Annotated in this window: 19 protein-coding genes; 1 reads left to right on the forward strand and 18 read right to left on the reverse strand. The window is 48.2% G+C overall.

Annotated features, from left to right (window positions below):
* Positions 1–14: 14 nt before the first annotated feature.
* The gene (locus B5Y67_RS24615) at positions 15–2603 is read right to left on the reverse strand and encodes a S8 family serine peptidase (RefSeq protein WP_088229080.1); all 2589 of its coding nucleotides are present in this window, start codon (positions 2601–2603) and stop codon (positions 15–17) included.
* Positions 2604–2912: 309 nt separating this feature from the next.
* Between B5Y67_RS24615 and B5Y67_RS24620 the strand changes: the two genes are divergently transcribed.
* A complete protein-coding gene (locus tag B5Y67_RS24620; protein WP_088229003.1) occupies positions 2913–4988 on the forward strand; it encodes a cell wall-binding repeat-containing protein in 2076 nt (691 codons plus the stop codon).
* Positions 4989–5205: 217 nt separating this feature from the next.
* On the opposite strand, the gene B5Y67_RS24625 is transcribed toward B5Y67_RS24620, so the two are convergent.
* The 17 genes from B5Y67_RS24625 to B5Y67_RS24705 all read right to left on the reverse strand — a co-directional run bounded on the left by B5Y67_RS24625 (position 5206) and on the right by B5Y67_RS24705 (position 26053).
* Positions 5206–5913, reverse strand: a complete 708-nt coding sequence (locus tag B5Y67_RS24625; protein ID WP_088229004.1) for a glycosyltransferase family 2 protein — start codon at positions 5911–5913, stop codon at positions 5206–5208.
* Positions 5914–5922: 9 nt separating this feature from the next.
* Positions 5923–6339, reverse strand: coding sequence for a DUF2304 domain-containing protein (locus B5Y67_RS24630; protein WP_088229005.1), 417 nt, complete (start codon positions 6337–6339; stop codon positions 5923–5925).
* Positions 6340–6342: 3 nt separating this feature from the next.
* Complete coding sequence (locus tag B5Y67_RS24635; RefSeq protein WP_088229006.1) at positions 6343–7650, reverse strand: glycosyltransferase family 39 protein; 1308 nt, start codon at positions 7648–7650, stop codon at positions 6343–6345.
* A gap of 55 nt (positions 7651–7705) precedes the next feature.
* Entirely contained in the window at positions 7706–10066 is a 2361-nt protein-coding gene (locus B5Y67_RS24640; RefSeq protein ID WP_170932804.1) for a cell wall-binding repeat-containing protein, read from the reverse strand.
* A gap of 392 nt (positions 10067–10458) precedes the next feature.
* Positions 10459–11127, reverse strand: coding sequence for a GNAT family N-acetyltransferase (locus tag B5Y67_RS24645; RefSeq protein WP_088229008.1), 669 nt, complete (start codon positions 11125–11127; stop codon positions 10459–10461).
* Positions 11128–11615: 488 nt separating this feature from the next.
* On the reverse strand, positions 11616–12272 hold the full coding sequence (locus tag B5Y67_RS24650) for a sugar transferase (protein ID WP_088229009.1): 657 nt from the start codon (positions 12270–12272) through the stop codon (positions 11616–11618).
* A gap of 83 nt (positions 12273–12355) precedes the next feature.
* Positions 12356–13567 carry a glycosyltransferase family 4 protein gene (locus B5Y67_RS24655; protein WP_088229010.1) on the reverse strand — a complete coding sequence of 404 codons (1212 nt, stop codon included), beginning with the start codon at positions 13565–13567 and terminating at the stop codon, positions 12356–12358.
* A gap of 86 nt (positions 13568–13653) precedes the next feature.
* Positions 13654–14658, reverse strand: coding sequence for a GNAT family N-acetyltransferase (locus B5Y67_RS24660; protein WP_088229011.1), 1005 nt, complete (start codon positions 14656–14658; stop codon positions 13654–13656).
* Positions 14633–16021 carry an O-antigen ligase family protein gene (locus tag B5Y67_RS24665; RefSeq protein ID WP_170932810.1) on the reverse strand — a complete coding sequence of 463 codons (1389 nt, stop codon included), beginning with the start codon at positions 16019–16021 and terminating at the stop codon, positions 14633–14635. Before B5Y67_RS24665 ends, B5Y67_RS24660 begins: the two co-directional genes overlap by 26 nt.
* Entirely contained in the window at positions 16021–17724 is a 1704-nt protein-coding gene (locus B5Y67_RS24670; RefSeq protein WP_088229013.1) for a hypothetical protein, read from the reverse strand. Before B5Y67_RS24670 ends, B5Y67_RS24665 begins: the two co-directional genes overlap by 1 nt.
* 5 nt (positions 17725–17729) lie before the next feature.
* Positions 17730–18797 (reverse strand): UDP-N-acetylglucosamine 2-epimerase (non-hydrolyzing), encoded by a 1068-nt coding sequence (gene wecB / locus B5Y67_RS24675; protein WP_088229014.1) that lies wholly within the window; start codon positions 18795–18797, stop codon positions 17730–17732.
* Positions 18798–18908: 111 nt separating this feature from the next.
* The gene (locus B5Y67_RS24680; protein WP_088229015.1) at positions 18909–20324 is read right to left on the reverse strand and encodes a flippase; all 1416 of its coding nucleotides are present in this window, start codon (positions 20322–20324) and stop codon (positions 18909–18911) included.
* A gap of 29 nt (positions 20325–20353) precedes the next feature.
* The gene (locus B5Y67_RS24685; protein WP_088229016.1) at positions 20354–21583 is read right to left on the reverse strand and encodes a glycosyltransferase; all 1230 of its coding nucleotides are present in this window, start codon (positions 21581–21583) and stop codon (positions 20354–20356) included.
* 1 nt (position 21584) lies between these two features.
* On the reverse strand, positions 21585–22715 hold the full coding sequence (locus tag B5Y67_RS24690; RefSeq protein WP_088229017.1) for a glycosyltransferase family 4 protein: 1131 nt from the start codon (positions 22713–22715) through the stop codon (positions 21585–21587).
* Positions 22712–24046, reverse strand: a complete 1335-nt coding sequence (locus tag B5Y67_RS24695; protein ID WP_088229018.1) for an O-antigen ligase family protein — start codon at positions 24044–24046, stop codon at positions 22712–22714. Before B5Y67_RS24695 ends, B5Y67_RS24690 begins: the two co-directional genes overlap by 4 nt.
* An 83-nt stretch (positions 24047–24129) precedes the next feature.
* Positions 24130–24990, reverse strand: a complete 861-nt coding sequence (locus B5Y67_RS24700) for an acyltransferase (RefSeq protein ID WP_088229019.1) — start codon at positions 24988–24990, stop codon at positions 24130–24132.
* 16 nt (positions 24991–25006) lie between these two features.
* On the reverse strand, positions 25007–26053 hold the full coding sequence (locus B5Y67_RS24705; RefSeq protein ID WP_088229020.1) for a Gfo/Idh/MocA family oxidoreductase: 1047 nt from the start codon (positions 26051–26053) through the stop codon (positions 25007–25009).
* Positions 26054–26231 lie beyond the last annotated feature (178 nt).

The following is a 26231-nucleotide window of genomic DNA, read 5'->3' on the forward strand; positions in this document are numbered from 1 at the left end:
ATTTTATCCCACGCTTACTGAAGTAATGCTTCCACGCTTTGCACAACAGCATCCGGCAGTGCAATTTTTCCTCCCAAAGCCTCTATTTGCTTGCCTTTCCACGAGGTCAGCAGAGTAACCAGGCTGGAGGGCAGCTCCGACTTGGTCGGGACGAGAACGACCATCGAACCTTGCAGCGCTGCCCTGACTGCTCCCGTCAGAGCATCGGGAAAATTCTCCCCTGTTGCTAATTCCAGTTTCAACGAACTGGGCGGATACGTCTGCAAAACAGCAGCTGCCGTGTCATAGGCCGTATTTCCGGCAATTCTTTGGGGGAGAGGCAGCTGATCTTCAACGGCAGAACTTATAACGGCAGTTCCGCCAATGATCAATGTCTGCGAAACCTTAAGTTCCTTAAGAGATGTTTGAGCATCTTCCGCTAAAGCATCTGCGCCTGTCAGCAAAATCGGAACCCCTTGACGCGCCGCCCAGGCGGAAATGGCCAAAGTATCCTGAAAATGATTGACATTGGCAATCACAGCTCGTCCTTCTGTACCCAGTTCTTTTGCAATAGCCCCCGCGGTACCCTCTGCCGTATAGCCGTAAAGACGTTTTACCGTGTAGGTGCGCTGAAGCTCCAGCTCAATCTGCGCTGAAAGAGCAGCCGGACCGCCTAAAAGATAGATGGTTTTCGGAGCAAGGCGCTGGATTTCGCTGCGAACATCAGGTGTGAGGGCGGTGCTGGGGGTCAGTAAAATCGGTGCCTGCAACTTATAAGCCAAGGGCGCCCCGGCTAAAGCATCAGGAAATTGATTAGCTTGAGCGAGAATTACCGTATCCGCTCCGGTGGGAAAGGCAGCCTGAGCAATCTGAATCGCCGTTCCTTCGGCCGTTGTGCCTGCAAAACGCTGTACTGACTGACTTGCGGCCTGTATTGTTCCCACGGTGTAAATCCCCGGCTTAAAAAGGCCGAAATTGATTTCTCCGTTTTGCAGCTCTCCTCCTAAGGTGATCCAGCGTGCGCCGTCCCAATGATAAATAACGGCGTCTTGCATTCCTTCCAGGGAAGGATCGCTGCAATTTAAGGCCAGCATTTCCTTTGGTGTCTCGCTTCCCCACTCGACGTCAAAGGCCGGCGTTAGAAATCTTGCCTCATTCGGAAGGGCTTGCGGGATTGATACTGATGTCAGGGAAACATTGGCTGAAGCTGCGAAGGCTTGCGCAGGTACTGACAACGTTAAGGCAGCGGACCCCTCAATCGCCTCAACACTGCCGCCCAAACTAGTGACATCCGCCGGTGAGGGACGTGTTTCTTCGGTTTGCGCGGCAAGGGTTACGGCCCGGGTGACATCAACTAAACCGTAACCGTAATCATTGTCCCGCCCAGGCGTTCCCAAATCTTTGACGCCGGCTTTCAGAGCCTCAACAACCTGGTCCCGTGTCCATGTAGGATGCTGCCCCCAGACAAGAGCCGCCTCTCCGGCCACAAAAGGCGAAGCCATCGAGGTTCCGCTGGCATCAGCATAGCCGGAACCCTCAGCCAAACTCCACCAATCGCTGGTAATTTCGTCCCCCGGTGCGGCTAAACTGACTTCCGGACCGGTTGCCGAATAGGAAGCAATGTCGTTATTTTGGTCTGTTGCCGCAACAGCCAGGACATGCGAATCTGAGGCAGGATACGTGACCCCGGGATTTTTTGCGGAGGAAGGATCGTAGTTCCCGGAGGCAGCGACGAGCAGGCATCCTTTATTGTAGGCGTGAAGGACCGCTTGGCCGATCACCTCTGAGAACGCCTCATCATCTGAGCCCAGACTCAGATTGATAATTTTAGCCCCGTGGTCGGCAGCCCAGACGATTCCGCTGGCAATAGCATCGTCATAGCCATCTCCGTCGAAATTCACTGCTTTGATGGGCATAATTTTCGCCTGATAGGCCACACCGACAATACCTGTATTATTTCTCTCTGCCGCAGCGATGCCGGCAACATGGGTGCCATGTCCGTTATCATCTTGATTCGCCCCAGGTGCGTCACTCTGGGTAATCGCATTGTACCCCGGGACAATATTATCCTTCAAATCGGGGTGGTTTAGGTCTATGCCCGAATCCACGATGGCGATGGTTATTCCCTTGCCTGTCGCCCCCATACCCCATGCTCCCTGAACATCCCCGTTCACGACAGACCATTGATCCTTAAAATAGGGATCAGAGGGCAAGGCAGGCAGGGATGCTGCGGCTATCTTGTGCAGGTGATTTTCCTGGGCACTGAGAACCCCGGGAACCTTTTTTAGGCTTGCGGTCATCGCCGCTATGTTGACCGTTTTCTCAAACCCCAACGTCGCAAAATTCAGCGGTCCCTGCCGCAAAACCGTGGCCTTAAATTCTTTGGCCAGTTTTGTAATATCGGTTTTAGAAGCTAAGGAGACGACAATCTGTGGGGTGGGCGGGGAAACAGAGCTTGCTGACTTGGAATCCTTGGCTATTGATTGAGAAGGAATCAGAGCCTGTACTTGTTTTGGGGAAGTAATTGACCCCGAAGACGCCACAGGTAATTGAGTTAGAATTTGGTTTTGAGTTTGTGACGTTCCCGGTGTAAGATAGTTTTGTTCTGTTAAAGTCACGGACATAAGGCTTACATTCAATCCTATTATTAAAAAAGGAACAAAGAGATATTTAACCTTATTAATGAAGAAACTTTTTTTAATACGAATATTTGCCACCTCTTTATGTACGAATTGATGCTAACCATGTATTCGACAAAAATCGGCACTTTCCTTTTCTCTTTTTTGCCATGAATTGAAAACAATCTCCTATAATTTCCCTGATTGTTTGGATATTGGCAACCGGACTTAACTAAATTTCGGCAGGTTTTCTCATTTTTGTCACGAATACTTAATGTCAATTAGTGATTTTAGCTATGAACAAAGGAGGGGAAGATGATTAAATTCTTCACAAGGAAATCTGAGCAAACTAATCACAATCAGCCATATAACACCAAAAAGCATAAATTACGCATGGTCTCCTGCCTCATTGCCCTTATCTGCGGTGTAGCCCTCTTGACCAATCTGGTCCCTTTTCAGTCTGTTGATGCCCAGGCTGCTTCTACTGATTCCATCACAGATCGAATCTATGGCACTACCCTCTATGATACGGCCATAGAGATCTCCAAAGCTGGGTGGGATCAAGCTCCTGTTGCTGTCCTCGCTACAGGTCAAAACTTCCCGGATGCGCTCACAGGATCTGTTTTGGCGCATAAAGTAAATGGACCCTTGCTTCTGACAGAATCCGATCATTTAGATCCTGCTGTTTTAAGCGAGCTGAAACGGCTGGGGACAAAAAATGTCTATCTTCTCGGCGGAACCGTTGCTCTGAGCAGTTCTATTGAGCAAACCCTCAAAGATCAGGGAATTACTCCGACACGTCTTGCCGGGACAGATCAATATGGAACTGCTGCAGCGATTGCAGGTGTGGCAACTCCGACCTCAGACCAGGCTTTCATCGTTAATGGTGAACATTTTCCCGATGCTTTAAGTATTTCTTCTTATGCGGCAGCTCATGGGATACCGATTTTGCTCACGCGTCCGGATTCCTTACCTGCGGAAACTGTCTCAGCTCTTGCCCAAATGGGTGTCCAGAAGGTCACTCTGATCGGCGGAACGGCCGTTATTCAGAAAACCGTAGAAGATCAGCTGGCGAAACTCCCGCAGCCGGTTACTGTTACCGCCCGTTATGCCGGGTATGATCAGTACGAAACAAATAGTATCGTATTAAATCAGCTCCCTTATGACAGTTCCCATGTCTATGTTGCCACAGGCGAAAATTTCCCCGATGCCTTAGCAGGTGCGGCCCTGGCGGCAAAAACGAATTCTCCCATCTTTTTGTTTCCTTCAAAACCATTAGCTTCTTATACATCATCTTATCTCGATCAAAAACGATCTTCCGGCACTGCCTTTACAATTCTGGGGGGGTGGGGCGTAATTAATTACAAGATGGAAAGTATCCTGCGGACAGGAGTTGTGCAGCCCCGGATTTCCCTGCAATTTACCCAAGGTGCACTCAGCGGGACGAAGGGAATGCTCAGCCAGCTCCAATCAATTCCTTCACCGGCTACCGATTACGCCGATCTGATCGGGCCGAGCTGGTATTACCTTGATGACGCAGCCAATGGCAATGTCACCGGAGGCTGGGATGCCACCGCGGCAGACTATACTCAATTCACAAGCGCTGTCCATGCCCGCGATCTTAAGGTTCTGCCCGTAATTCAGTCAAGCTGGTCGACCCCTAAAACCGTAGACACAGTCTTGTCTTCAGCAACAACTCGGGCAGCCTTGGAAAACAAGATCATCGCTTTAATCCAAAACACCAATTCTGACGGAATTGTCATCGACTTTGAACTGATCAGCGACAGTACAGGGCCCTATCTTACGCAGTTTATGCATGAACTCTATGCCAAACTTCACCCTCTGAACAAGTTGGTCATTGAAGCGGTTATGGCTCGCACAGGCTCAGAGTCCTGGCTGACAGAATTTAATTACTCTGCTTTAGCCCAAAACGTGGATTACCTGGATGTTATGACCTATGACTACAGCCATTCAACCCCAGGACCCATTGCACCTCTGGATTGGATGAACAAGGTTATGCAATACACCAAAGCTCAAGGTGTTGATATGCATAAAGTGCTCCTCGGCATACCGTACTACGGCAACGACTGGTGGACTACGGGCAGCGGAAGCAGCGCTACCTATCAGCGAAAATCCGGCGGGATGGCCGAACTTCAGGCCTTAGCGCAAGGTCCCATTCAGAGAGATTCCTCGCAAATCCCTTATTTCAATTACACGGATTCTTCCGGCACCCACACTGTTTATTACGACGATGCTCAAAGCTGGAACGCCAAACTGTCCCTGCTCAACCAATATAGTCTTGGCGGAATCGGAGCCTGGTCACTCAACTGGTCACTCACTCCTGCAAGCTCCAACGCCATATTCCCGCTCCTTAAGCAGTATTTGCGCTAAGAGAAGAGAATGAAGGCTCGGCCATCCGTGGCCGGCAACAGGTAAAAAGGAGAAAAGTCGCCACTAATTTACTGAATAAAATAGTGGCGGCTTTTTGGGACAAAATCTGAGTACATATTTGCTATAAAATTTGCACTCGCACTATTAGGATTAAATTACAAAGTCTCTTCGTACCTATATAGAAACATCAGACTGCTCAGTAGTCTGATGTTTCTGTTTACTCGGGCCAGATCCGGCTCATCATTGAGTTAAGAATGATGGCTAAACTCACCTTGAACATATAGTACCCGCTTTTAAAAGGGGTAATTGACGAGTTTCCGGAAATACGGGCGTCCATCTCCACAGAGACTTCTATGACCCTTACTCCGTTTTTGATCAGGGTTACGATGGCATCGGGTTCCGGGTAGTCTGTTGAATAATGGGCCGAAACCATACGCAGGGCTTTCTGGTTATAGGCGCGGAATCCCGAGGTGGGGTCCGTATATTTCCTGCGCACCACGGACTGGATCGTTTTGCTTAAGAGATAGATTCCCATGCGCCGGGACCAGGAGGATTTATAGGCCGTTTTACTCAAAAAACGCGATCCGATGGTGACATCAGCTCTGTCCCTGAGAATAGGCTCAATCAATTTCTGGATCTCTTCAGCCCGGTGCTGCCCGTCTCCATCGACTTGCAGGGCAACATCATAGTGATTTTTAACGGCATAGAGAAATCCTGTTTGCACTGCTCCCCCGATTCCCAGATTCACAGGCAAGGAAATGACGTTTGCTCCATGACTGCGGGCAACCTCCGCCGTTTGATCCGTCGATCCGTCATCGATGACCAGAACATCCAGCCAAGAGGACACTTTTTTTAGATTATCCACCACGGCGCCGATATTCCGGGCTTCATTCAATGCCGGAACAATCGCTAAAATTCGTTGCATACCTTCTTTTTACACGTCCTTATGCGGACTCGTTTCCGCTGCTTGTTTCTGCTTCCTGATTTGCGGGGATTTTGTCTGAGGACTCTGCTGCAAATTTCTTAAGTCGTCTTCTAGTAAAGCAATTCTCTGCACCAAAACACGATTCGTAGAACTCAATCTGGAAATCTCCAGGGAAAAATGGACACAAAGAATAAAAACCAAGACCCCGAAAATTACAAAAATCGCGGAGGGTGCGTAGTAAATTCCCATGAGATTCGCCAAATACTCGATCCCGTTTCTCCATAAGGAGAAAAAGATCATGCCAAAGCCCGCAACAATCCAAATTAAAGAATATTCAACGGCCAGACGGCGCAGACGTACTTGTTCGATAATAAAACCTGTGACCAGAATGCTCATAATGAGTACGACGATTTGGACACGCGACATCGTTTATGCCAACCTCCCATGGGCTCTTCCCCGTGTTCCCAGCAGCTTCCCGGCTCCTTTAAGGAGCAGTACAAGACCCAGGGACCCCGCCAAAATCATCGCCGGCATCACCGGCAGGCGATAACGTCCTCCTGAAACGACTGTGATCATACTCACGATAAAGCTGTAGTAAAGGATATAAAGCAAAAGGAAGCTGTATTTTTTCAGCCAGATGATACTTAAGATAATCCCGCTTAAGCCTAAAAGCAGATACCACTTGTCAAGGAAGTCCCCTTTCATTTTATAAGCCTGCCCTTCTTGGGAACTTACGGGCTGCCAAAACAGATTCTTTTCTTTGGCCAAGGTGCGCTCCAGAAACAGCACCGGATGACTGACAATATAGGAGACTCCCAGACTTTTATACTCCTTTTCCTGCTCCAGGAGAGGAAGTTTATCAATCCTTGCTTTGACCGCCGGGTCATAGCTGGGCTGATCCATGACAAAGTAACTATTTGTGATCGTGCGAGGGTTATTCCCTAAATAAAACTCGTAGGAACCATAATTGGAAACAGATATAGACTGGTGATATTTTAACTCATTGCGTATCCACCAGGGACTCATGACTAAGACGGTCATGAACAGGATAAGCATAAAATCCCGCAGCGCTTGCTTCAGCCGCCAGCCTTTCATCCAGAAAATCCAAAATCCCATAACCGGAAAATAGAGCAAAAGAAAGGGACGAACAAGATTAGAAACTCCTATCACTACTCCCAAAATTAAAAGAGTGGACATTTTAGGCCGGCCGATTTCTCGGGCATAACGTGCCGAACAATAGAGAAACAGCCAAATGGCAAAAACATAAGTCGTTTCTGTTAAGACATACATCCCCCAGAAGGCAAACAAGGGGTAGCCGAGAGTCAAGACGTAAGGTATCCAGGCATACCTCTTACCAAACAGAAGTTCCCCGGTTTTAAAAGCAAGTACCGCGCTGGCTGCTCCAAGCACACCATGCAGAACCACGATCACCATGGCATAACTTTTAAAACCAAAGATTCCATAGATTAAGGCTAAAAGCAGGGGATAAACCGGGCCTACTACATAGTCCCGGGTCTTAGGAAAAGCTTGGACAACATGATTAACGCCTTCAGCGAAATTCGCAGTGTTCACCAGTCCTTTGCCCTGGAGAAAGTTTTCAGCGATATTGGAGTAAAGATACCCATCCGGAGAGATAAAATAGTGTACCGAATAGGATTTGATATAAAGAAGCTCAAGGCCTAAGGCTATGAAGAACAGGAGGCCTGTTATCCATAGCCTTTTATATTGCTGTGCCAATGAATGTCAAACCTCCGTGTTCTTCTCCGCTAATTCCGCGTTCTTCTCCGCTAATTCAGGAAGACGTCAGCAGACCTTCTAAAATCTTCTCATTAGAACTGGAGATAACTCCTGTTCCACCAAGTATATAAGCCTTGGTCGTTTTTCCGCTTTGAGCCTTCAAGTAGGCCTTTGTATCAGCGTTTAAGTCCCCTTGAGGAATTAAGAGCAAGGGACTTCCCGTAACGGCAGCAAAGGCTCCACCCGCCAGTCCGTCCGGAAAGGTTTCTCCCGTCGCTATAACTAATGTTGCTGGGTCCTGCTGAAAATAGTTTACAATCTTGATCATCGTATCATATTTTGTCTCCCCAGCCAAGCGCACCGGCCCGTAGCTCTCCAAGGGGCCTCCTGTGCTGTCAAAGGACGTGGAAACGGCGTATTTCCCGCCGACGATAATCGTTTTCGTCACTTTATAATCTTGCAAAAGCTGCAGTGTCGAGTCAGGCAGCGTACTTTTCTCCGTCAACAGAATGGGAATCCCCAAAGCGGCAGCCGGAGCTGAGGCACTTAAGGCATCAGGGAAACTTGTGGCAGATGCAAGGATAACTTGAGTGCTGGGACCCATTCTGCGGGCAATTGCCGCAGCGGTATCGGCGGCGGAATTGCCAAAAATACGTTCAGAGGGCAAATTGGCCTGGGTAAGGGCATCCGTTACGTTGGGGCTGATGGCGACTTCTCCCCCGATAACAAAAACTTTGGTCCCTGCACCCAGTCGTTTCAATTCCTGTAAAACGTTGCTCTCCAGTTCGTCAGGGGCTGTTAAGAGTAAGGGTGCCTTTAATTTTCTGGCCAAAGGGGCTGCCGCCAGGGCATCCTGGAAGCGGTCGACCCGGGCCAAAAGGACAACAGGGGCAGAATTATCGGCCCAGCCTTCCTGGGAGATCTTAATTGCCGTATCTTCGGCACGGGTCCCAGAAAGACGAGTAACTGCCGCACCCGCAGGCTGTGGCTCAGCGGGCGAAGTCGGCGTTGAACCGGAAGTTGAACCTGAGGTCGAACCCGGGGTTGAGCCTGACGACGGAGTCGTTCCGGAGCTTGCCGAACCCGAACCACCGGCTGCCTGATAGCCGGTTTGAGCACGCTCTGTCAGACCGGCATCTAAACTAGGGCCTTGCAAAACTGTTTGATAGTAACCCGCCGCAGTGGCTTTACCATCTGTTGTCCCTGCAAGGACCAATTTGTCGGCTTCGTCCAAAAGTTTATTATAGGCGGTGAGAAGACCATTGTCTGCCCGTTGAACAAGGTCGGCATCGACACTGGAGCCTTGTAAAACAGTCTCATAGTCCTGAACCGCGCTTTTAGCTGCTGAAGCATCTCCCGTCTGAACCATGTTGTCGGCTTCATCCAATAATTTTCCCAAGGCATTCTTTAAGCCTGTGGCAGCCTGGGAGGCAGCATCTTGATTCAAACTTGGTCCTTGGAGAACCGTCCAATAATATTTGGCGGCACTGGCATCGGAGGAGTCCTTCCCTTCCTGCACGAGGGAATCGGCTTCAGCCAGAAGATTCGTTTGAGCACTTTGGATTTTCTGCGTAACAACGGTTTTATCGGCGATCGCGGAGCTGTCATAAGCCGTATTATAAAAACCCAGGGCATAGTACGATGCCCAGCGGGCATAGTTGAACCAATAGTCTCCATTCGCGGCATCACCACCGCTTCCGCCGCCCGTCGCCAACAATTGATCCTGATCAATCTTCAGGTCACCGGTATGGGTTTCGGCCGGTGTGCTGTATCGACTGGAATTATTGGGTGGATTTACAGAGGGCAGGAGGTTTGCCGGGTACTTGGCAGCCCCGGGAGCAAAGGTAACTGCGCTGTTGTATTTTTGACCCATGAGGCTGAAGATCGAATCCTGATAGGCCGGAGATCCTGTGCTGACATTCGGGTTGTTGCGCGAGCCCCAGTTGTTGTAGGCCCAGACTGCAAAATACCAGTTTTCCAGGACATTGCGGTCGCCGTTGCCAATTTTAGGCGCAGCCCGCCATTTTTGATTAAGTAATTGACAGCCTATTTCTATGTTATAGTCAATATCGGTTTTCAGTTTGTCAATCGTCGCTGTATCGCTGGAACTGTAACTCGAGATTTGCATAATCCCAATTCCTATGCCGTCCTTCCCGATTAAAGGCTGGTCAAGTATGGGCTGTCCCGAGTCATCGAGTTCATATTGTCTCCAGCCGCTTTCCATCCAAGCGATAGATTTCAAAAGTACCGGAGGGATATTGTATTTGTCTGCCCAGTATTCCAGTTTTTGTCCGATTCCTGTGTAATATGCTGTTTTATCTACTGCTGCCGAAGCTGTCCTGACGGGTACCAGCTGCATAAAAAAGAGCGCGGCCATAAAAATGGCCAATAACTTTTTGTATCGGCGCCAAAACATTCTTTCTTCTTCCCCTTCCAATCCTAATTCTTGTCTCTTTACTCATACATCATCATATATTCGACAAGAATTAAGGCAGTCCTCCTGGGGAAAAAGAAAACTCGAGTATAGACTAGAGTACAAAAATACTTAGAAAGAAGGCATTTTCTCTAGAGTGAACTCGTTCAGCTAAAGATGAAAGGCTATTCTTCTAGAAATAGACAAAATAAATTGCCTTAGTCCGACTAAGTTCCGAACTAAGGCAACCAGGCTATTTTATATCCAATCGTAAAAATCTCACTTCTAAGGGATCGATACCCCGTACTGCAAACCGGCAACGGCAAGGACAGAGACTCTCCATCCTCGAAGTCTCGATGTTCAACTTCCCTGAACGTGTTTATTACTATTTTGCTCTAAATGATGGAGCGCATAAAACTTACCGATGAATCATTACTCTCTTCCACAGTCCAGCCATCTTTTTTGTAGAAGCGAATGGCACGCTCGTTCCAGGGTAAGGTTGAAAGGCCAACTTTCTTAATGCCCTCTTGTTTCATTTGCGAACAGAAATGTCCGGTTAATCGATTAGCAATACCCAAACCCCGAAAGCTGGGAACAACCCCTATAGCCAGGATTCTTGCCGGCGTGAACAAGCTGCGTTCATGAGAACGTTTACTTCTCCTGGGCCGCCGCCGGAAAAAGGAATTTAAAGCATCTGAAATATAGCTGCGTCTGCTCTTGATATGTTTACGGACGTAATCATCTTTAACGTATCTCGCCATGACTAAAAAGACCAGCTTCCAGAAATTCTGGCGATAAAAGCGGGAAAACGGCCGGCCATCGATTGTCCCGAAGACAAAGCCAATGATTCTGCCTTTGTTTTTTGCCACGTACCCATAGTTTGTGGGAGAATTCATGAATTGGGCACAAAAGAGTCTCAAAAATCCCTGACCCATGTGACCTAAGAAATGATCACTAAAAACCTCCTCATACAATTGAGCAACTTCTGGAATATAATAAGGACTTAAGATATCGACCTCAATATCTGATGTATCTAACGTATATTGAGGCTCTTTATTTAACACTGGTCAAAACACTCCTTACGTTTGCTTACAGATTTAACCTTGTTTTCAAGAAATAGCATGCCCATTAGAAGAAAAAGTAACCATAAGTTAACTTTTAAAACATAATAGATTATTGGCATCAGGCAGCTTCCTCTATAGTCTATTGTTTTTCCGAAAGGATTCTATATAAATCATAACAGGGAGTTCTTAGCATTTAATGTCTCTTTTGTGACGATTCTATGAGTATCTTCTTAAGGCCTAAAAGCCCAATCCCAGAAATGGCAAAATAAAGAAAGGCGATGCAGCGAACTAATGGCATTCGCTGCTCCCCTTTCAGTTGTTTCGTATATAATCATCAAATCTGTACTGTTCTGCAACTGTACGACTGTTTGTGAGCTCCCGGTTCCGGCTTTAGCTTTAGGTGAAATCTGTGTCAATCTGTGGTTTCTCTTATCGCGTATTTACAGCGTTTCTTCTTGTAGGTATAAAAAATGCGGGATTTTAGGATCTTAGTATGCACCTTTCCCGCTGAAAACTACGAAAACCGTTTGCCAGAGTATTTTTAAATCCAACCAAAAACTCCAAGTCCGAACGTACTCTAAGTCGTAGTTCATGGTTTCGCCTAAGGTTAATTCACTGCGTCCGTTGATTTGCGCCAGCCCCGTGACTCCGGGCAGAACATTAAGCCTTTGCCGCTGCTGGGGCGTATAAAGTTTGGCGATTTCCGGGACTTCCGGCCGCGGACCGACCAGACTCATGTTGCCCAGCAGAATGTTCAGCAATTGAGGCAGCTCGTCTAAACTGGTTTTTCTGAGAAACCGTCCGCTGCGCGTAATTCGCGGGTCGTCTTTCTCCTGAAAGACGAACCCTTCGAGATCCTTGACCTGGGCCAATTTGTCTTTGATTAGGGCGTCGGCGTTCTGAACCATGGTGCGAAACTTGTAAATTGTATAAGGTTTCCCATGCAAACCCACCCGGGTCTGCGTGAATATGGCAGGACCCTTGGAATCTGACCGTATCCAGAGGACGATGAGAAGCCAAAAAGGCGATATAAGTACAAGGAGAAATAAAGCGACCACAAAATCTAACAACCGTTTTAAAACAAGCTGCCACTGGGGGTAGGTAAACCTAAGGCTCTCTACGGATGCCGAAGATCGCTGATTCATTGTAACGTCTCCTTCCTAATCAAGGACAAATACTAGAGTCCACGGTATTAACGCTTAGTTATTGTTTATATCTCAAGTATCGTTTATATGCCAAGCTCTCTAAGCCAATGAACAATTATTTGCCTCCAGGCATAATGCTCTTGGACAAATTTTCGTCCTTGCTGCCCCATTTCCCGCCGCTGCGGATTCTGCTTTAATTCCAGAATCGTCCGGGCTAATTCAGCACTGTTTTCCGGTTCGACAACAACGCCTCCACCGGAGGATAACACCAAATTAGCTGCTTCACCTTCTCCGGAATAAATCACCGGAACTTCCGACCCAAGGGCGGGAAACATTTTCGAAGGACGTGCTCCTTCAAATAGTTTATTCTTTTTTAGCGGAACAATACTTGCTGAAGCCAGAGAAAAATATCTTGGCACTTCCTGAACCGGCTGAAAATCAACAAAGCTTACCTTCTCCAGGCCCTTTTCCTTGACTAAACCTTCCAGCATAGGTTTCTCCGTGCCGTCACCGACGAATAAAAAGCGAATCCCCGGTTCCTCCCGGAGGAGCTCCGCCGTTTTGATCACGGATTCCAACCCCTGAGCGTAACCCATTGTCCCGGCGTAGATAAGAACAAAGTCTTCCTTTTGAATTCCCAATTTTTCGGCCAGTGCTTCATCCCGTTCCCGCGGAGCAAAAAGATCCAGGTTCACCCCGTTCGGTAAAAAAGTAACTTTATGGCTGGGTACGCCTCGTTCCAGTAACGAAGAACGTATTCCTTCCGTCTGACAGGATATTTTCCAGGACCGACGGTAAAGCAGCTTTTCAAGCCATTCGGCGGCACTGATCATCCAGCGGCTGTTGACCAGTCCCAGGGCCACCGCTGATTCCGGCCAGAGGTCTGAGATATTCATAATAATCTTTGTACGAGTAAACCAGCCATAGATTAAGGCTGTAATTCCCAGAAATAAGGGTGGTGATTCAAAGAACAAAATATCTTGTTTTCCGGCTTTGCTTAGACCCCAAAAGGATGAAAAAACGAAGGAAAAATAGTTCAGCAGACGTTTCCAAAAACGGCCCCGCTGAACGGGATAGATCCAGGTCCGCCAAAGGGGAATGCCATCGACCTCGTCCTTCATTCGCCAATGCCCTCGATATTCAGGGGGAATGATGCCGCTGGGATGGTTGGGGAAGGCTGTAACCACTGTCACTTGATGACCGTTGGCCTGCAGCCCCTTGGCAACTTCTTTAAGCCTGACCTGTGCTGCCCCGGACTCAGGCGGAAAATATTGTGTTAACATTAAAATACGCAATCGGAACGCCGCTCCTTTTTTACTCCTTGGTGAATGTTTTACTCCATTTTAACACGACACACCTGCTTAGCCAAAGGGAGCCTCGATCAGGAGCGTTTGAGGAATTTCTTAATCGTGTCACTGTGCTTGGCATATACAGATCGTCCGAGTTTTGCCGCCACAGTCCGGTTACGGTAGGCATAGAGATAGTTGCGCTCTGTGCTGCCAAAGCTTTTCTTAAATTTGGCGATGCTCGGAATGTTGGCACCTACCATATCATAGAGTTCAATCCCCAGGGCTTGGGCCCGTTTGAGATATTCCCACTGCACAAGGTTGTTGGACATCACTTTACTGTATTCCCGATCGGATACCCCGTCTAAATAATAGGCGACATTTTTGTCCCGGGGAAAAATACCTCCCGCTATTATCTTACCCTCATAGCGAGCCAGCAAAACGACTAAATCTCCTGGCGGATGTAGTTTTTGCCATAGCGCTGTGAAGTATTCCTTGGTGAAAGGCGGCTCTTTATCCTGGCGGCGATAAACCCCGACTGAAAGCTCATAATAGGGGTCCAGCCATTCTTCCAAAGTCGCCGGTTCAAAAACTGCGACGCCGGATTTTTCCGCCTTGCGTACGGCGTTGCGGCAGCGTACTTCCAGGCCGGCCCATAAGGATTCTTCATCATGGGGCATCGCCAGATCCAGCGTCAATAATTCTTCGACGGTATACCCCTGCTCTTCGAAAATATCTTTTCCCGCCATATCCGGAAGCCGAACCTCGACATAATCGATATGTTTCTTCATCAAATAATCTTCCAGGGCCGGGAGTACGTCCTGCAGCGGCACCGCTCCCCAAGGTCCTGCGTGAGGAGTTGCCGCACCGGACAAGGCACTTCCGGCTAACTTTAAGAGACTCATCTTCCGTTCTGCTAAAGGAAGCAGCCCTCTTAAGACCCCTTCTTGATCGAAAAGGCCCAGCCGGTTAACCTTTAAACCGAAACCTATTTCGATAATATCCTGCCATTCCCAGCGGTGAAACAGCGATCCCTGTGTAATTCCTTTGAGGAAATCGTCCCATTCCTCACGCTCAATTGGCTGTATCGTTAAACTCACGTCTATTTTCACTCCCAACTTTACCCACCAACAGGTGCACCATCATTCCCATGCTGATCCAGATCATAGGATCTTCAAAAAACCGTGCTTCAGACTGTGAACTGATAAAGACGGCAGCAATCCATAAAAAATAGCCGACACCCAACAGGTAGTTTACCTGATTATGATTAGTACCGTTAAATCCTGCACCTGTACTGCTTACATTTGTCTCGACTTGTCTGCTCCTGCGCAGCTTCCACAGGTCTCGGAAAATAGCCAGCCAAACTAAAGCCAAGGCTGTCAGTCCGACTATACCTAATTCCGCCGTAATGGTCAAGATCGTTGTATGCGAGAGAGTCACCCCCTGCACATAAGGAATAACTGTCTTATAACTCGGGTAATTCGTTAAAAAGGATTTCTGAAATCCGCCTAAACCGACCCCGAAGATGGGGTGATCGTGAAACATGGCCAAAGAGACCTTAATCAGATAGGCTCGCTGCGCATCTAAAGCCCCCAAGCCGTTGCGGATGGTCAAAAGCCGATCCCAAACCGTCGGTCTGAGGACCACGATCACGACACCGACGACCCCCAGCACTCCAATAGGCTGAACTATTCCTTTGCGGGGAATAAGCAGACACAATAGAACCAAAACAACCACCAGGGTCACCACACCGCTGCGGGATAAGGTAATGTCTAAGGCACCTAATAAACCTATGAGTGTTCCAAAGTAGAGAAACCGCTTGCGGGACTCCTGGCACATATATTGAAGCAGCAAATTGGCCACAATTCCTAAAACAAGATAACGGGCAAAGATATTAGGATCGACAAAGGTCGCGTTAACCCGGGCGATCATTCCCTCGGCTAAATACCCCCGCCACAGAAAATGCTTCGTGGCACCTTCATAGATTGTCAGGGGAATCAAAGCCACACCCAGCCAATGAACAACCTGCAGCGGGAGCAGACCGGTATTCTTTTCTGCCAGCAGGTAAACGCCCAAATACAGCAAAAACATGGTCAGAAGCCGGATGACACCTATGATTGTATCGGCTTTGCTGATCGTGTAGACAAGACTGAAAGCGCCGACCGCGATATAAATCAGCAAGGCAATGGTTAAAGGATGCTGCAAAAGCTTCTTTAATTCCCGGCGTTTCTCAGGTTCCCGCCCCAGAGACCAGAGGAGTACCACTATAATTCCTACTGTAAAAAGGCGGGCCAGACTGTTAATTTGGGAACCGATGCCCCCGAGAGGGGGAAACCAAGTAATGGAGACATCTAAGGCAACGGCTCCGGCCAAAAAGGAGATTAAAGCGCTTGGCTTTTTCCAGCCGCAATAAAAGACAACGGCCAGACTGAGAAGAAAAAAGCACCATTGCAGAACCAGCATCACCGCGGTTCATCTCCTTCCACTTCTAAGGTTACCAGGGGCCGGGCCGGGATATCGATATACCCTTCGCCTGCCTCATAAGCAACAGAACATTCTTTAATTCTGCCTGGATCCAGATAAAGCCGGACTCGCAGAGGAGGCAGGGGAGTATCTGTTGGCCCATAAGAGGCTTCCCCTGCGGGTTGAGTACAGAAAATCTGCCATTTTGATCCTTCCCTGGTCAAGGTTACCTCAGCTTCCCGTCTCAGGGCAAACCATTTCAGCACCTGGCGGGGAATGGCAATCCAAGCACCATCCTGCTTCCCTTCGGCAATCAAACGTTCATAGACTTCTCCCCAAAAACGAGGCGCCGTAAAACTCTGATTGTGCCAAAGCAAGCTGACTGCTCCGCCGAAGCGCTTGGCCCACGCCAAGACCGGTTTTGCTTGCTTAAAAGCCTCTTCCCGTGTTAAATCAAGGTGTTCCTCAGCCAAAAGAGCTCCGTCTTGGATGTGTAAGGGTAGTTCCCATAGGGTTTGGCAGTTCAAGGGATGATAAGGCTGAAGAGTTCCGGCTCGGAAACCTACAACTTCATTATAGCCAAAGGTAGCATCATATAAAAATCCGCCCTCTTCCATGGCCCGGAAAGAAGCAGGGGTTTCAAAATAGAGCCAGTGCATGCGCACCCCCAGTTCCTTCTGTCCTGTCAGCTGAGAAATTCTCTTATACTCTGCCCGGGCTGCCGGTGCCGAATGCCAGGAATCAATGCCATGAACTCCGGCTTCCCAACCCTCTTCTTCCACGCGGGTTATCGTTCTGCGGTGTTTAGCAGCATCATAAAAAGAGGCCCGATTGGCAGGAGCGGCCGCTTCAGCCTCACCTTGGTTTTTGCCGTCTTGCAGCGCTTGCGGCAGCAGGCCGGGCTTACCCGGGAAAGGCATAAAATATAAACTCGAGCGAACGCTCAAGCGTTTTTCCAAATCCAGGAGCAGCGGCAAGGCCCTCTGCCAGACATCCCGGCCAATACCAAGTTTCGCCGCCAAGGTGCGAACCATTTCCCAAAGGGTCTGGAGAAATTCCGGGGTCGTCACCTTGCCGGATCGCCAACGCTTCCAGTTGACAAGGGAACTGCGGTAAAAATACCCTAAAAACGTGCGGGCGACGGGCATTTCCCTGAGACTTAATATGTCAAGATCGTGAGTGAGAATCATAATGTAATCATTGCCCCAAGGCTTCGGCGGAAGTTCCAGATAGTTTTTAACTTCCTGGCGCAAAACACTGCGGAGTGTCTCAAGCATCAAATCAAGAGATGGCTCCTCTACTCCCGCTTCCCTATACTCCCGCCCCTCCATGAGTAGACGTGTTCCCTCTTGGCCAAGATTAAAAGGCAAGGTCGTAAGACGAAGACCGGGGTTTTCTCCTTGAATTGGTCCGCAAACAATAATTAAGGGGCTTGTCCCTGCTAATGGCGTTGTTCCTGCTGCTTTAAAATCCTCCAAAGAAATACCGTCTACGATAACAACATCACAAGCAAAAAAAGTCTCAGTCTCAGTTTCACTTACAGACTCAGTCTCCGTCTCAGACTCAGCCTCAGGCCCTCCTTGCCGGGCCTTTAGCCATACAGGTGCGGGGATTCCCATCAGGGCTGTCAGCTCCTGATAGACTCTCTCCAACTCCTCGGCTACGAAAATCCCAATCTTTCCAAGTTCGTTACGGCTGCTCACCCAACTCACCTTCTTTGCTTTTCCAGAGCCGCTGCGATTTCTTCGCTGGCTCGGCCGTTCCCATAGAGATTCTCTTGATAAGGGGGTAAGGGATTCCGGCGATAACTTGCAACTGCCGCCGCAATCTTATCAGCAGAAGCACCTGTGAGGGTATTCCAGCCTATTTGCACTGTCTCCACCCATTCCGTTTCATTTCTCATGGTTACACAGGGTACCCGCCAGAGGTAGGCTTCCTTCTGAACTCCCCCTGAATCTGTGAGAATGAGCTCTGCTCCTTTTTCCAAGAGGATCATTTCTAAATAGCCCACGGGCTCAATCTGCTTAACATTTCCCGGAAGGGAGATTTTATGGTCCTGCAGAAGCTTTTTCGTACGGGGGTGAAGGGGAAGAACAATCTGTCCCTCAATGCGGGCGAAGGCTTCCACAATCCCTCGCAAGTGCTCGGGGCTATCCGTATTTTCGGCGCGGTGAACCGTAGCCAGAAGATACGATTTTTCCGGATAGCGCAGATTATCTCCCAGCTGGCGATCTTCAGCCCTCCGGGCGTGATAATAAAGAGCATCTGCCATGACATCCCCGGTGCGTACGACGCCTTCAGTTAATCCTTCCTGGGCCAAATTTTCCACAGCCCGGTCTGTGGGGCAAAAAAGCAAGGCTGACAGATGGTCTGTCAGGACACGATTGATTTCTTCAGGCATTTGGCGATTATAACTGCGCAGCCCAGCCTCAACATGTGCAATGGGAATATGAAGTTTCGCTGCCGCCAGGGCCCCTGCCAGGGTTGAGTTCGTATCCCCGTACACCAAAACCCAATCCGGTTTTTCTTGCAGTAAGACCTCTTCCACTTTAGTTAACATTTCCCCGGTCTGAGCTCCGTGCTGTTTGGAACCCACTCCCAGAAAATAGTCCGGTTCGGGAATGCCTAATTCTTCAAAAAAAACATCCGACATCTGATAATCGTAATGTTGTCCCGTGTGGACAATTTTCTCGTTATGGTTCTTGCGCAAAGTCTCGGAAAGAGGTGCCGCTTTAATAAACTGGGGCCGGGCACCGAGGACGGTAATGATTTTCATATTAGTTCTTACCTCAATTCTAATTTATTCGAACTATCCCTGCCCTAAGGCAACACCTATTTTCAAATTACCATCATTTATTTTGGATTGTGCTGTCTTTTTACTTCATATTTATAAAACTTGTTTTGCCCGACGCCAAACATAGCCGCCGATGCGTTGAAAGTCACGATCCAGGCTGATCAAAACTGCAAGATAAACAATCCCTGCAATTCCTCCTGAAAGTAAAGGATGGAGATAACGCAGGAAATGAGCGACTGCCGCCATAACTGCGGACGCCAAAACAATAACCGGCAGCTGCCGCCAGATGCGTATGTTATAGACTTTTAACCTGACAACTCCGTAATACATGACAAAGACATACAGCTCTGTAATAAGTGTTGCCACACTGGCGCCGTAAATACCATAACGGGGAATTGCGTAAAGGTTGATCCCGATATTTAAAAGTGCAGCCCCGCCCTGAATCCAGGCCCTGGTCCATTGCCGGTTGGTTGTCGTTAAAACATCACCTAAGGAGAAGCTCAGGCATTCAAGGGCGAAAAACCAACAAAGAATCATCATAATGGGAATTGATTCCTGATAGCGATGACTGTAAAGCCAGGATAATAAAGGGTTGGCTAAAACAAACAGCAGCACACTGCCCGGAATCCCCACGGCGCTGAGGACCTTAAAGATTTTTTCGATGGTTTCCCTGTGTTTATCGCGGCTCTCTACCCCCAGCTGGAACAAGATGGGATAAATCACACTGGTCAAAATGCCCGGGATAAATAAGAGTACAGCGATCAAGCGATAGGACGCTGAATAAATTCCTATTTCCCGGTTAGTACGCATTAAGGTAAGCATGAACATGTCAATTTGGAAATAGACATATAAAAAAATAGCCGCTGCTCCAAAGGGCAAGCCCTTTCTCAGCATCTTAACCAGAAGCTGTCCATTAAACTTAAGGCGAATGCTTCTTCTCAGGTGAATATAAAGCAAGATTGAAATGATCAGGGTCGCGGCCAGTTGAGCAAAGGTAATCATCACAACTTTCCCTTTGCCTAAAACCACCAGGATCGTCAGTAAGCCGATGAGAAACGTCGATAAGAATTGGTACAGTGCCGCATAATACATTTGCTGTTTAGCCTGAAAATAGTTGTAAACCGAACTGTCTAAGGCATTTAGCGCACTGGCCACCCCAAAAACAATAACCATGTCCCTGGTCGCTAAACTAAATTTGGCAGGCATCAGAATAAGCATGAGTGCGTAAATAGCCAGTGAGGTAAATGTCTTAAATGCCAAAGTGTTTCCTAAATAAAGGGGCAAAACACTCTCATCGCAGGAGCCTTCCTGAACCATATAGTTGCTCAGGCCAAAATCTACAAAAAGGATAAACGTACTGACAAAGGCCAGGGCAGCATTATACTCCCCATAGATGTCCGGTCCCAAATAACGGGTAACGGCAATGGCCACAACAGCAGTGATAGCTTTTGAAAGTACACTTGCCAGACTTAAGGCGGCAGCATTCTTAAGAACTAAACGAAGTTCCACTCAGGTTCACCTTTCTATTCAACCATTAATCAAAGACGTTCTCTGGCCTTCTCATAGACTGCGAGAGTTTTCTGAGCATTGGAGCGCCAGGTAAATTCACGAGTCACAAGCGCTCTCCCCCGAATTCCCATTTCCTTCCGCCGCTGAGGATCTCTGAAAAGCTCCCTCACTGCAGCAGCAATCGCTTGAACATCCTTAGGGGGAACGGCTTTGCCCACGTCATTGTGATCTAAAATTTCGGCAATCCCCTCACCTTGAGTGCCTATAATCGGCTTTTCATGAGCCATGGCTTCAAGATAAACAACTCCAAAGGCTTCTTTCCAGCTGGGTAATATGAAAACATCGCACCTGGACATCTCACGCATAGCCTCAGAATGGGGCAGACTCCCTAAGAAAACGACATGGTCTCTCAGGCCTAATTCCTCGGTGAGAGCCTCTAACATCGAACGTTCCGACCCATCTCCCGCAATCCGGTATTCTAAGTCAGGAAATTCCCGGATCAGCTCCGGCAGAGCCTGCAAGACCACAGCATGGCCTTTATCAGGGCGCAAGAAGCCGACACTTAGAAGGCAGCGGCGGCCGCCGCTTTTAGAATCGCCATCGGAAACATCCATTTCAGCCTGCCTTTCCTTATCGTCAGAACTTGGAACGACATCCTCCAGATCAACGCCATTGTAGATGACCTGATATTTTACTAAATTATCTGCCCATGTTTCCAGACCGTACTGAGTTTTAAGCTTTTGACTGACCAGGATCACCTGCGAGGCCCCTTTGAGGGTCTTTTTCACACTGTCTGCGCAGACACGGCTCCGCTGCAACGTATAGGCAAAGTCCTGGCCATGAATCGTAACGACAACAGGAAGATGGTACTTCAGTCCGAATTTTAAAGCGACTGCTCCGTCGGGATGAGCCACGTGAGCATGAATCACGTCTACACCTTGCCTGATCTGTTCGGCAACTGCCTTTTGCAGCCCCTGAGCAAAGGTTTGAGGATAATACTCAAAAAACAGGGAACGGGGAAATTCCAGAACACGAGGATGAAATACGGGAAATCCATCGGGTTCCTCTAAAAAAGGAACAGACGGATATCCTCCCCATTTTCCCCGCCCGGACATAAAAGCCGGCACCCATGGTACCGGAGCTACCACCCTCACCTCTGCGCCTAATTGAGTCAAGGCGGCAGCTTGTTGGCGGACGAAAATCCCCCCTAAAGGAGATACGGAATTCGGGTACATGTGAGACAAGATTAAAACACGCATCTTACAGCTTCCTCGCAGACAAAATTCTCTCATAAAGTCTGAGCAGTTTGTTTTGTTCTTTCTCCCAGGTATACTCGCGCTGAAAGGCGTCCCAGCCATTTTGGGCATAGGTTAAGGATTCTGCGGGATTTTCAATGAATGTACATATCGCTTGGGCCAGACTCTCCGGATCACCGGGTTTACAAAGCAGCCCACACTGGTTCTTCTCAATAATTTCTTCAATATAGCCAAAACGCGAGCCTGCTACTGGCAGTCCGGCGGCCATGTATTCCAAGAGCTTGACAGGAATTGCTTTCCGGTAATTTAAGGTGGGCAGCAAGGGAACTAAGGCTATGGAACTCTGAGCCAGGATTCCCGGAACCTGCTCATAGGGCACTTTGCCCCGCAGGTGAACGTTTCCCCGCTCTAACCAGGGGGTAAGATCTGAAAAGTCCGGCCCCAGATCTTCAGTTTCTGCCGGCCCCACTAATTCGCAGACGGCCTCAGGATGCTTTTCGCGGACTAAAGGCATCGCCCGCAAGATAATCTCCATGCCTCGTTCCCGATTGATTCCGCCGAGATATAAGATGACCGGTGGTTTGCTGCCTGCCGGCCGGGAAAATTGGAATTGCCGCTGCAGCGGATAATTGTGCAGGATCTCTCCCTCAGGGTTTTCCCGCTTAAAAAGATCTGCCATATGATTGTTCACCGTAATAATACCGGCAAACGAACGTGCCGCCCGTTTTTCAACCCGATCCACAGTTTTAGCCACAAATTTACGCATGGGTTTAGGCAGCCAGTAACGTGTGAGAAGACTGTCGCCGTAATATTCATGAACATCATAAATGACCGGCTTCCGATGTTTCCGGCTCAGCCGCAAGCCTACGGGAATCAAATCCGGATCATGGAAGTGATAGATATCCGCCTTTTCCCGCAGCGCCGTTCGGTATAAAGATCTCAACCGCCAAATTCGGTCTGACCTGGAGGATAAGGGCGGCACGGCCTGAATCCTGATCCCGTCCTTAACCATTGAGGCCGTGTAAGGTGCAGCAATGACCACTTCGTAACCTGCCTCAGCTAAGCTGCGGGCTTCCTTATGAAATATTCGCTCATCAAAAGGAGAATGGGCCGTGGTTAATATGCAGACTTTCAATCGTTTTCCCCTTCTATCCTATAAATCAAACCCATAAACAAGGCAAAAAAAGTCATTAATTGAAGATTGTAAAATATCCCGGCAGTAATATTGTAAATAAAGATTGCCCCTGTCGCAGCCACGTAAGCGATGCTGAGCAGCGTTTTTGTTTCTCTTAAGCCTTGATCAGGACTTGAGAAATCAAAAAGTCTGACCTTTCCAAGAGCACCTTTGAGAGGACGCAGAAAAAGCCAAAGATACATGGCTAAGCCAATCACACCATAGCGCCGGGTAATCAACGCATACTCATCATCAACCAGCGTCGTCATCGTAGTTTTAGCTGTACCCCAGCCCAAAATGGGCGATTCCTTAATATACCCAAAGGCATTCCCTGCTCGCAGAAGATGGCCCTGAGCTGACGTGCTTGTGTCAAAATTCGTTGCTTCGTTAATTCGCGTCGTAAAACCGCGCGGCGAGGTAAAGAAGATGAGTAAGGTTAAAACGAACAAGGCCCCTACCTTTATAAGCATGTCCTTTTTCCAGCGGTGTTTAAACAGAGCCCAAAGGCTTAACAACGTGAGGACAAAGGCTGTTCCCAAAAGAGCGGTGCGGGAAATTGTCATAAAGACCAGTTTGATCGTCAAGCCGACAGCTGCAAAGAGAAAAATTGTTTTCGAGCGTTCATTGTTGCGAAAATAAAAGAGCGCAACAAAGATTGCCAACGTAATGACAGAAAAGATTCCCATAACATTAGGGTTGTCAAAGGTCCCTAAAACCCGGGGAGGATTGGCGTTCACGAGATTGTCCAGATGTGACTGGGCAAAGAACGGCGTCAGCCAGGCATTGACATTGGCAATATTTAAGAACTGCCCCCAGGACAGAAGGATTATGAAGCCAAAACTCACAAGGAAGGTATTACGCAAAAGACTGAATTCCCCATCCTGCAAATCCAGGGAAATGGCCAGAGTGGCAGCCAGATAGTATTTCGCCAGGGTAACTCCTTCCATGGCATCCCGCAGACCAAAAGGTGTCTTCAAAAAAATACGGGCAAATATATTGGAGACAATCATCGCTCCCAATAAGAGCAAAAAAACAGTGGTAATGGCCCTTATCCCTCGAGACTTCTCCTCGTGATACGACAATCCCAGATCATACTCTGAAGGTGTGCGGTGGATTAACCAAAGAATGATATTGAGGGCAAATACCCCAAATATCAGAACATCATCCAGACGCAGACGGGGTAAACTGGAGCGGATTTCTATCGAAGGCAAGAGCATGGTGGATAACATGATTGCCAGAATAAGCAGCAATTTGTTTGAGTTCGTACGTGTAACTCCTGTGTTCCAGAACATCTTTTTCCTCCTTGTTGCCTAACCTTTTATTAAGGCTGCGACCCTATTGTTACTATTCAATACTAAATCAGGAATAACAAGGTTCAAGGTAAGAGCTCCTCCTCTGGAACTTCTCGAATCTCTCTTGCCGGAAAACCTTTAAGAACACGTTTGGCTGTGGTATCTTTCGTAACCAGGGCTCCTGCTGCCACAAAGGTTTCGGGAGCGACCTTCACTCCCGGCAAAAGGATGGACGCGCCGCCAATTCTGGCACCTTTTTGAATCGTCGCACCTTTTATCGATTTGAAACGTTTTTCCGTGCGTCCCATATAGTTATCATTGGTTGTCGTAACCATGGGAGCGATAAATACCCGTTCCTCAATTTCCATATAGGCTGTGATGTAGGAACCTGTCTGTATTTTGGTAAAGGAGCCAATCTTAGTATCATTTTCGACGACGACTCCACTGCCAATCACGACGTTGTGACCTACCGAACATCGCTCCCGGACTATAGCTCCGTCACCGATAAACGCTTTGTCTGAGTAAGTTGTTCCTGCATAGAGAACTGCTGAACAACCGATAGTATAACCATTCCCCATTTTAAGGGGGGGAAGGTCTGCCTGGGTTTTAACCGTACTGGTAGCAGCAGCTTTGGGCAAACGTCCGATCGAAGAGCTGCTGCCAATAAAGCCTTCATCGCCGAGCTGAGTCTGCTGATATATCGTAGTGTGGTCTCCAACCCGGGAACGAAGCCCCAGTTTTGCTCCTGAGCCAAGGGTCACATAATTTCCGAGTTCACTTCCAGCTCCTACAATTGCCCCATCAGCGAGAACACAACCGACTCCCAGAACCACATTTTCGCCCAGTATAACATTTTCGCCAATCACACAAAATGGCCCAATTGCTGCGCTTGAGGGCACTACGGCACTCAGGGCAATCTGCCGCGGCACGTTGTTTTGAGACATAGACTTTTCTCCTTTTTTAGTTTTCTATGAGCGGAAACACAACGGGCTGTTTTGTTTCTTGGCATTTATAAATGGCCAGAATAATTTCCAGAGCTTTTCGTCCTTCCTCTCCGGGTATAGCCGGAACACGGTCTTCACGAATAGCGTGTATCATATCCAAGATGAGTTCCCGGTGTCCGAAGCCATAAACGGTAGGCGGGTCAACTTCCTGACTGGCAAAGATTTGTTTCTTCTCGTCTTCGCTGTCCGGGAATTCCCAAACTTCAATGCGGTTAACTGCAATTCCGCCAACAATAACGGACCCCGTCTCTCCGAAAACATTGATGGTCTCTTCAATGTTCTTGGGATAAATGGTTGAGGCGGCTTCAATGATACCGATTGCACCGTTCTTAAACTTAATCACGGCTGCGCCCATGTCTTCCATTTCAATTTTACGCAAAAAGGTTGACGTATATCCAAAAACGGAATCTACGGGGCCGAACATCCACTGCAGTAAGTCGATGTTATGGATTGATTGATTCATAAGAACCCCGCCGTCTTGAAGCCTTGTTCCGCGCCAGGGAGCCTGGAGGTAGTAATTGTCATTGCGGTTCCAGCGCACGGTAGCTTGTCCATGGGTCAATTTGCCGAAACGTCCATCGTCTAATGCTTTACGCACAAGTTTAATCGAAGCATTGAAACGGTTTTGGTGAATTACCGCTAATTTAACGCCGGCTTTTTGGCAGGCAGCAATCAGAGCGTCAGCGGTCTTCAACGTCATGGCCATAGGTTTTTCCACCATGACATGTTTTCCAGCTTCAGCAGCGGCAATTCCGATTTCGGCATGCAAACCGCTGGGGGTGGCAATCGTCACAACGTCAATATCCGGCCTCTTGAGCATTTCCTGATAATCTGTATAAGGCTCTGCCCCATATTTATCCGCAAAGTTTTGGGCATGTTCAGGTACTATATCACACACAGCCACTAATTCTGCTTCAGGTAAGGCCACGATAGATTCCGCATGTTTGGGAGCAATTCTTCCGCAGCCAATAATAGCAAAGCGGATTTTCTTTTCTTCGCTCATCAATCCACATCTCTTTTCTTTAAAAATTTATTTCATCTAAACCTATGAATTCCAGATCGTAAAATTTCCAGACTATTGTTTGCCAGATTTGAGAACTTTATTTAACCGATAGCCTTCTGGTAAAAAATAACTATTACGATATACAGGTTTAAGGGGAATCATGAAGATTCCCCTTAAG

The sequence above is a fragment of the Desulfosporosinus sp. FKB genome, assembly GCF_002196705.1.
Lineage (GTDB): Bacteria > Bacillota > Desulfitobacteriia > Desulfitobacteriales > Desulfitobacteriaceae > Desulfosporosinus.